Origin of the sequence: Devosia sp., from assembly GCF_028290645.1 — a bacterium.
Classification (GTDB): domain Bacteria; phylum Pseudomonadota; class Alphaproteobacteria; order Rhizobiales; family Devosiaceae; genus Devosia_A.
Genome location: NZ_JAQGJL010000034.1, coordinates 1 through 8,266, shown reverse-complemented (window position 1 = coordinate 8,266; position 8,266 = coordinate 1). Strand labels below are relative to the sequence as shown.

Sequence of the window (8,266 nt, the reverse complement as noted above, 5' to 3'; positions counted from 1 at the left end):
ACATGGCGTTCGACCACGCGACGGGGCTCCTCAACGGAGTGTTCGACTTTGCCGACTCGGGCTTCGGCTCGCGCCACCGGGACCTCAGCTATTCGAACTGGATTTCTGCCGACCTGACGCTCAGGATCATCGAGCGCTACGAGGAACTGGCGCGGTTCAGCGTCAACCGCGATCTGGTGATACTCTACTCCTCGGCCTTGCGCCTCGCAGAACTGGCGGAGGGATTTTTGCCGGAGGAGCGGGCAGTGGCCAACGTCACCGATTGGGTGACCGAGCTGAAGGCCTTGGGGATGTACTGAGAGCAGCGGTCCGAGACTGGCGGCTGATTAAGAAAAGCTTTTCCCAACGGCTTGCGCACAGCCATGAAACGTGCGACCGAATTGCCCCGCGAAAGGCTTTTCCTCGATCGCCGACCTGCCATCAAGTGCAGGCGGCGGAAAAACAGGAAAAGCTTTTCTTGAATTTGCCCAAGGGAGGAGCCCGTGGCGGCGGAAGCCGGCGGGCATGAACCATCAATCAGGGAGGAACTGATGAAACTGCTCGAATTGACCAAGGCGACTGCGCTTGCTGCGCTGTTGTTCGCGACGCCGGCGATCGCCCAGTCCGCCGATCCACTGGGCGTCGATGATGGGACGACGTTGACCCTCTGGACGCGCGCCGCGACGGAGGCCCGCGCCGATCAGTTGATCCAGGCGTATAACGCCACGCACAAGAACCAGGTCACCGCGACCTATGTCGTCACCGACGACTACCAGACCAAGGTAGGCGCTGCGGCGGCGGCCAACGGCCTCCCCGACCTGTTCTCGGCGGACGTCGTGTTCATGCCGAACTGGACCTCGGCCGGCCTGTTCCAGGACATCACCGACAAGATCAACGCCATGCCCGACATCGACAAGGTGGCGCAGGCCGGCATCAATGTGGCGACCTGGGAAGGCAAGAAATACGGCATGCCCTTCGTCGCGGACCTCTCGGTCTGGATGTGGAACAAGAAGCTCTACAAGGAAGCCGGCCTCGATCCCGAGAAGGGACCGACGACGCTGCAGGAATTCTCCGACCAGGCGCGCGCCGTGGCCAAGCTGGGCAACGGCGTTTACGGCACCTTCTGGGGCGGCAATTGCGGCGGCTGCGAGGTCTTCACCTGGTTCCCGATCGCCTGGGCCGACGGGGAGACGATCATGAACCCCGAAGGCACCGAGTCGCATGCCAACAGCGAGGAGTGGAAGGCGATCTTCAAGGTCTTCCATGATCTCGCCGCGGACGGCATCGCGCCGATGCCCGACACCCAGAACGAGGCCGGCCCGACCTGGACCTCGTACTTCCCCAAGGGCACCATCGGTGTCATGCCGATGCCGGCGACGCTCGTCGGGCTCTCCGGCGGCGCACTCGCCGACGCCGATATCGGGGTGACGCCGATCGCCGGCCTCAAGGGCGGCCAGTCGACCTTCATCGGCGGCGACGACATCGGCATCTCGCGCGACAGCAAGAAGGCCGACGCGGCCTGGAACTTCATCGCCTGGCTGCAGAGCGAAGAGGCCCAGGTGGAAGTGGTGGCCAAGAACGGCAACGTGCTGACCCGCTCCGACCTCGCCAACAACAAGTACAGCGCCGCCGATCCGCGCCTCGTGCTGTTCAACGAGATCGCCGCCAAGGGGCAGACCCCGCTCGCGCGGAACTTCGGCGCCACCTTCAACGACCCGCAGGGGCCGTGGCTTGTGCTGATGCGCGACGCGGTGTTCGGTGATGGCGCCAATATCGACGCCAACAACGAAGCGATGAACGACTCGCTCAACCAGTAACCCGACGGAGGGTGCGGCACGGTTCCCGCGACAGGAACCGTGCCGCCGCCCAAGGCGAGGAATTGCCGTGGCTACGACGTCCATAACCCCCGACCTGCCGGAGGTTCGCCTCAGCCGGCGCGTGAGCCACGTGCTGCGCCGGCAGCTGATGGGGTTCGTCTACACGATCCCGACCATCATCTTCATCATCGTCCTCTTCCTCACCCCGCTGGTGCTGGTGGCGAAGATGTCGCTCAGCAAATGGGGGCTGCTGACCGGCGACGAGGGCCTCAACTTCCCGCGGAATTTCGCCGCCATCACGCGCAACCAGCTGTTCTGGCCGGCGGTGATCTTCACCATCGAATACACAGTGATCGTTACCGTGCTGCTGCTCGGGCTGGGGCTCGGGCTGGCGCTGCTGGTGCAGGCGACGACGCGCTGGGCCGGCATGCTGCGCACGGTGTTCCTCTTGCCGGTGTCGCTGGGCCTCGCCGCGGCGTCGCTCCTCGCCTACGGTTTCTATTCCCCAGCGATCGGCCCGATCAGCCCGCCGCTCGAGGCGCTGGGGCTGATCGACCAGCCCATTGCCTTCCTCGGCACCTCGCTCAATGCGCTGCTGTCGACGACGTTTCTGGTGGTCTGGAAGTTCGCCGGGTTCTACATGCTGATTCTCGTCGTCGGCCTCCAGGCCATCCCGGACGACGTCTACGAAGCGGTATCGCTCGATGGCGCGACGAGCTGGCAAACCTTCCGCTACATCACGCTGCCGCTGCTGAGGCCCTCGCTGTCGCTTGCGATGATCCTCTGCATCACCGGTTCGCTGCTGGCGTTCGACCAGTTCTTCATCCTGACCAAGGGTGCGCCCGACAACACCACGGTGACGGTGGTGCAGGTCATCTATCGCGAAGCCTTCCAGCGCCAGAACCTCGGCACCGCCGCGGCGCTGTCGCTCATCGTGCTCGTCGTGCTGGTACTGCTGAGCGCCCTGCAGTTCCGGTTCCTGCGCGGCGGGGACAAGGACTGAGACCATGGCACCGATGCAGCAATCCGGCCTCGGCCGCACCCCCTACTATGTCCTCACCGGCGGGCTCGCCATCATCTTCCTGTTCCCGCTGGCGTGGAGCGTATTCGCCTCGGTCAGCCCGCAACCGGGCACCGAGCAGACCGTCGGCTTCGGCTTCGGCAACTACGGCAGGCTCTTCACCTTCGGCCCGGGGCTGCCGCAGGTGGCGCTCAACAGCGCCATCATCTCGGCGCTGACGGTCGTCACCACGCTGGTGATCTCGACGCTGGGCGGCTACGCCTTCGCGCGCTTCAAGTTCTGGGGGCGCGACGCACTGTTCCTGCTCACCCTGTCGATCCTGATGGTGCCCTACGCCACGTTGCTGATCCCGCTCTATGTGCTGCTCAACAAGATCGGCCTCGCCAATTCGCTGGTCGGCGTGTCGCTGATGATCACCATGTTCCAGCTGCCGTTCGCCACCTACATGATGCGCATCTCGTTCGAGTCGATCCCGCGCGATATCGAGGAGGCGGCGCTGATCGACGGCTGCAGCACCTTCGCAGTGCTGTGGCGGATCATGCTGCCCTCGGTGGTGCCCGGACTGGTGACGGTGGGGCTGTTCGCGTTCCTTGCGGCGTGGAACGATTTCTTCGCGCCGCTGATCATGCTCACCGACCCCACCCAGCAGCCGCTGCCGGTGGCGGTCGCCAATTTGAGGCAACAGACCATGGGGGTGATCAACTACGGCGCCACCGAAGCCGGTGTCGTGGTGATGGCGCTGCCCTGCGTGATCCTGTTCCTGTTGCTGCAGCGCTACTACGTCCGCGGCTTCATGTCGGGCGCGGTCAAGGGCTGACGGTCTTGGCGCACTCCTCCACACCGGCGGTAGCGGGACGGCGTTGGCGCGGGGCGCCTGCGACGGGACATCACAGATGACGGACTCGAGCACAGACCGCTCGCGCCGTCATGGGCCGACCATTCGCGACGTGGCGCGGATCGCCGGGGTGTCGATCGGCACCGCGTCCAAGGCGCTCAATTCGAACGGTCGGCTGCGCCAGGAAACGCGCGACAAGGTGACGGCGGCGGCGCGCGAGATCGGCTACCGGCCCAACGACATGGCGCAGAGCCTCCATCGCACCCGCTCGATGACGGTGGGGATCATCTCGACCGACTCGTTCGGCCGCTTCACCCTGCCGATCTTCCAGGCGCTCGAGGAGCAGTTCGCCGACCAGGGCATCGCCATCTTCATGTGCAACGCCACCGACGATCCGGGGCGCGAGCGGCAGCATCTCGACCAGTTGTTGGGCAAGCGCATCGACGGGCTGGTGGTGACGGCGCGGCGCGCCGACAAGCGGCCGCCGGTGGGCCCACTCCCGGCCGGGCTGCCGGTGATCTACGTGTTCTCGCAGGCCGACGATCGCGACTCGCTCAGCCTTCTCCCCGACGACGAGGGCGGGGCGCGGCTGGCGGTCAAGCACCTCGGGGAAATCGGGGCGCGGCGCATTGCCCATATCACCGGGCCGGAGCGGTTCGAGGCGGTGCAGCTCAGGCGCCGCGGATACTTGTCCGCGCTCGCCGAGGCGGGGCTGACCGAGCATCCGGAATTCTATCTCTCGGGCCAGTGGACCGAGGAATGGGGGCGCGATGCGGTCAAGGCGCTGTTCGACGGCAAGGCCGAGCGACCCGACGCGATCTTCTGCGGCAATGACCAGATCGCGCGCGGCGTCGTCGATGCGCTGCGCGAGCGCGGCATCGCGGTGCCGGGCGAGGTGGCGGTCTCAGGCTTCGACAACTGGGGCGTGATGACCGACGCGGCACGGCCGCCGCTAACCAGCGTCGACATGAATCTTTCGGCGCTCGGCCACGAGGCCGGGCGGCTGCTGATCGGCATGATCGGCGGCGACAAACAGCGCGGCATCCGCCGGCTGCCCTGCACGCTGGTGGTCAGGGCATCGACCATAAGATAACGGATTTTGCCCGGCCGCTTGCTCGGCGGCGGGGATCAGGAGGAGTTGCAATGAGCCAGTATCATCCCGTCCGGTTTGTCGACGTGCGCCTCGAGGGCGATTTCTGGAAGGAGCGGCTCGACACGGTGCTGGCGCGCACCATTCCCAGCCAGCACAAAAAGCTCGCCGAGTATGGCCTGCTCGATTCGCTGAAGCTGCCCAATCCGCCGCCGCCGCTGCGCTTTCCGCGCCATGCCAATGGTTTCACCGTACAGGTGTTCTGGGATTCGGACGTCGGCAAGTGGATCGAGGCCGCCGCCTATGCGCTGTCGCACCGGCGCGACGCCGCCATCGAGGAGAAGATCGAAGCGATCGTCGACGATTTCGAGAAGGCTCAGGCGCCGGACGGCTATCTCAACTGCTGGTACCTGGGGCGCGAGCCGGAAAAGCGCTGGTCGAACCTCAGGGACAACCACGAACTCTACAATGCCGGGCACCTGCTCGAGGGGGCCATCGCCTACTACGAGACCACCGGCCGGCGGCGCTGGCTCGACATCATGGAGCGCTATGTCGCCCATATCCGGCAGACCTTCGGCACCGGGCCGGGGCAGAAGCGCGGCTATTGCGGGCATCAGGAGATCGAGATCGCGCTGATCAAGCTCTACCACCTGACCAAGGACAAGAAGCACCTCGATCTCGCTGCCTATTTCATCAACGAGCGCGGCAACCAGCCGCCGCACTATTTCGACGTGGAACGGGCCGAGCGCGAGAAGAAGGGCTGGGAGGTGCAGCGCTACGTGCAGGGCTCCTACGAGTACTCGCAGTCGCACAAGCCGGTGCGCGAGCAGGACAAGGTCGTCGGCCACGCGGTGCGTGCCATGTACATGTACACCGCCATGGCCGACCTCGCGGTGGAGCTCAACGATCCGGGCCTCAAGGCGGCGTGCGAGACGCTCTGGAACGACGTGATGGTGACCAAGATGTACGTCACCGCCGGGCTCGGGCCCTCGGCGAGCAACGAGGGCTTCACCTTCGACTACGACCTCCCCAACCAGACCGCCTATGCCGAGACCTGCGCCTCGGTGGCGCTGATCTTCTGGGCGCAGCGCATGCTGCATCTCGATCTCGACGGCAAGTATGCCGACGTGCTGGAGACGGCGCTCTACAATGGCGCGCTGTCGGGGCTGAGCCGGGACGGTGAGCACTATTTCTACATGAACCCGCTCGAGAGCAACGGCACGCCTACCCGCTGGGACTGGCACACGTGCCCCTGCTGCACGATGAATGTCAGCCGGCTCGTCGCCTCGGTCGGTGGCTACTTCGTTTCCACGGCGCCGGACGGCCTCGCCTTCCACCTCTATGGCGGCATCTCGACCAAGCTCGATGTCGGCGGCACCGAAGTCGCGGTGCGCGAGACCTCGAACTACCCATGGTCAGGCGACATCGCCATCGAGATCGATCCGGCTCGCCCCACGGCCTTCGACGTGAAACTCCGCATCCCCGGCTGGTCGAAGGGAGCGACGGCGAAGGTCAATGGTGAGACGGTGAAGCTCGAGCCGGCCAACGGCTACGCCACCATCCACCGCACCTGGGCGGCGGGCGACCGCATTGCGCTCGACCTGCCGATGCCGGCGGAGCGGCTGTTCGCCAACCCCCATGTGGTGATGGATGTCGGCCGCGTGGCGCTGAAGCGCGGACCGCTGGTCTATTGCCTCGAGGAAGCGGACAATCCGGGCGGCACGGTGCAGCGGCTGAAGCTGCCGCGGAACTCGGAACTCGAGATCCAGCGCTCGGAGCTGTTCGACGGCATCGTCACGCTCAGCTCGAAGGCCACCGCCATCGACGAGGGCGAGTGGAACACCCTCTACCGCACCAGTCCCCCGAAGGAAGCACCGGCGACGCTGACGGCGCTGCCCTACTACCTCTGGGCCAACCGGGGGCAGGGGTCGATGGTGGTGTGGATACCGGAGGCCTGATCGACCTTGGCAGCCGGTGGCTGTGGACCCCCACCCCTGTCCCCTCCCCTCAACAGGGGGAGGGAGACGCCAGCATCGATTTTAGTGTGAGGGTCTCCCTCCCCATTCTTAGGGGGAGGGGACAGGGGTAGGGGTCAGCGCGATCCGGATTGTCGGGACGAGCTACTCCGCCGCCTGCCCGAACTGCGTCTCCAGCAGCGCCCGCTCATAGGCCAGCCGCGAGCTCGCCCGCTGCGGCACTTCGAAATGCTCGTCCATGGCCCGCGCGAACAGCTTTTCGCGCTCTTCCTCGGTCGACATGAAGAACGGATAGCGCCGCAGCGTCGCCGGCAGCTTGGTGTCGACATAGGCGCCGAACAGCGTCACCGGGAAGGCGAGGCCGGGATAGATGCGGACGTCGGACATTTCCTCGGAGCCGAAGACGCGGCGGTAGAAGGCCGTATGCTCGGGCCGCACCAGCGCGAGGCAGGCGTCGGCCTTGAAGAACAGCGACGCCATCACCGCGATCCTCAACGTCAGGAACGGCAGCGCCGGGTAGGCGAGCGACGCCTCGTAGTCCGCGGTGAAGCGCGAAGGATCGATGAAGGTCTGGCCGCGGGCGAGCAGCGGCTCGAGCACGTCGGGGCAACTCTTCATCGAGGGGCCGAGCGGATGTTTGGCGCTCACATGGTGCAGGCGGATAGAACTCACCAGTTCGCCATCGATATGGACGCCGAAACTCATGCCGTTGGGAGCATTGTCGAGATCGTCGACGACTATGCCGCTGTCGTTGAACGGCACCGATTCTTCGCGGCGGTAGGCTTCGTAGCGCAGGCGGTAGATCGGATTGTCGGTTACATCCATCCGGACGCGCGAATATTCGACGCGATCCAGTATCTCCATGAGTGTACCGGCAAAGCGCGACACCGGGGCAGCTGACGCCGCTGCCGAACCTTCCATGTCGGAACGCATAGGGAACCCCGCAAACTCTCACATTTAGTTTAACCTTTCGTTAGGGATAATTAAAACGCCAAAATAGCACGGTCCCCGTGCACAATACGCATAAAGGCCTAGATAAGGCCTACGCGTTTGTCGGATTGTGGTGGTCTCAGAGGAGCTTAACGGGTCTTAACCACGTTTGCGGTTTATCGCGCCGACGCTCATGACGGGCTCGATCGTGGCGCGGGCAGCCATGCGGGCGATGAGTTCGGCCACTTCGCGGCGCGGCAGCGGCACCCCGAACAGGTAGCCCTGGATCTGGTCGACCTTGGAATGGGCGGCGATCAGGTTGAGCTGTTCCTCGGTCTCGACGCCCTCGGCGGTGACCGTCAGGTTGATGTCCTTGCCCAGCTGGGCGACGTTGCTCAGCAGCTTCAGCGAGCGGGGGTTCGTGCCGATATCCATCACAAAGCTGCGGTCGACCTTGAGCTTGGTGAAGGGCAGCGCCTGCAGATAGCTCAGCGACGAATAGCCGGTGCCGAAATCGTCGAGCGCGATGCCGATGCCGCGCTTGCCCAGCGCCGACAGGATCTTGGTCGCCGTATCTTTCTCTTCGATCAGCGCCGTCTCGGTCACCTCGACCTCGAG

At 65.1% G+C, this 8,266-nt stretch carries 7 protein-coding genes and 1 pseudogene; 6 read left to right on the top strand and 2 right to left on the bottom strand.

The window, feature by feature from the left end; all coding sequences use genetic code 11:
* The 6 genes and pseudogenes from JWQ89_RS02090 to JWQ89_RS02065 all read left to right on the top strand — a co-directional run.
* A pseudogene (locus JWQ89_RS02090) lies at nucleotides 1-299 on the top strand (aminoglycoside phosphotransferase family protein); the annotation flags it as partial.
* A gap of 231 nt (nucleotides 300-530) precedes the next feature.
* Nucleotides 531-1,796, top strand: coding sequence for a sugar ABC transporter substrate-binding protein (locus JWQ89_RS02085; protein ID WP_299637989.1), 1,266 nt, complete (start codon nucleotides 531-533; stop codon nucleotides 1,794-1,796).
* Nucleotides 1,797-1,863: 67 nt separating this feature from the next.
* Nucleotides 1,864-2,799, top strand: coding sequence for a sugar ABC transporter permease (locus JWQ89_RS02080; protein WP_299637987.1), 936 nt, complete (start codon nucleotides 1,864-1,866; stop codon nucleotides 2,797-2,799).
* Nucleotides 2,800-2,803: 4 nt separating this feature from the next.
* Nucleotides 2,804-3,634 carry a carbohydrate ABC transporter permease gene (locus JWQ89_RS02075; protein WP_299637985.1) on the top strand — a complete coding sequence of 277 codons (831 nt, stop codon included), beginning with the start codon at nucleotides 2,804-2,806 and terminating at the stop codon, nucleotides 3,632-3,634.
* Between the two features lie 76 nt (nucleotides 3,635-3,710).
* The gene (locus tag JWQ89_RS02070; RefSeq protein WP_299637983.1) at nucleotides 3,711-4,745 is read left to right on the top strand and encodes a LacI family DNA-binding transcriptional regulator; all 1,035 of its coding nucleotides are present in this window, start codon (nucleotides 3,711-3,713) and stop codon (nucleotides 4,743-4,745) included.
* 50 nt (nucleotides 4,746-4,795) lie between these two features.
* Complete coding sequence (locus JWQ89_RS02065; protein WP_299637981.1) at nucleotides 4,796-6,700, top strand: beta-L-arabinofuranosidase domain-containing protein; 1,905 nt, start codon at nucleotides 4,796-4,798, stop codon at nucleotides 6,698-6,700.
* A gap of 162 nt (nucleotides 6,701-6,862) precedes the next feature.
* On the opposite strand, the gene JWQ89_RS02060 is transcribed toward JWQ89_RS02065, so the two are convergent.
* Together JWQ89_RS02060 and JWQ89_RS02055 are read right to left on the bottom strand one after the other, a co-directional pair.
* Nucleotides 6,863-7,651: an acetyltransferase gene (locus JWQ89_RS02060; protein ID WP_299637979.1), complete on the bottom strand. Its 789-nt coding sequence runs from the start codon at nucleotides 7,649-7,651 to the stop codon at nucleotides 6,863-6,865.
* A gap of 156 nt (nucleotides 7,652-7,807) precedes the next feature.
* The coding region (locus JWQ89_RS02055) for an EAL domain-containing protein (protein ID WP_299637978.1) at nucleotides 7,808-8,266 on the bottom strand (459 nt) is incomplete at its 5' end.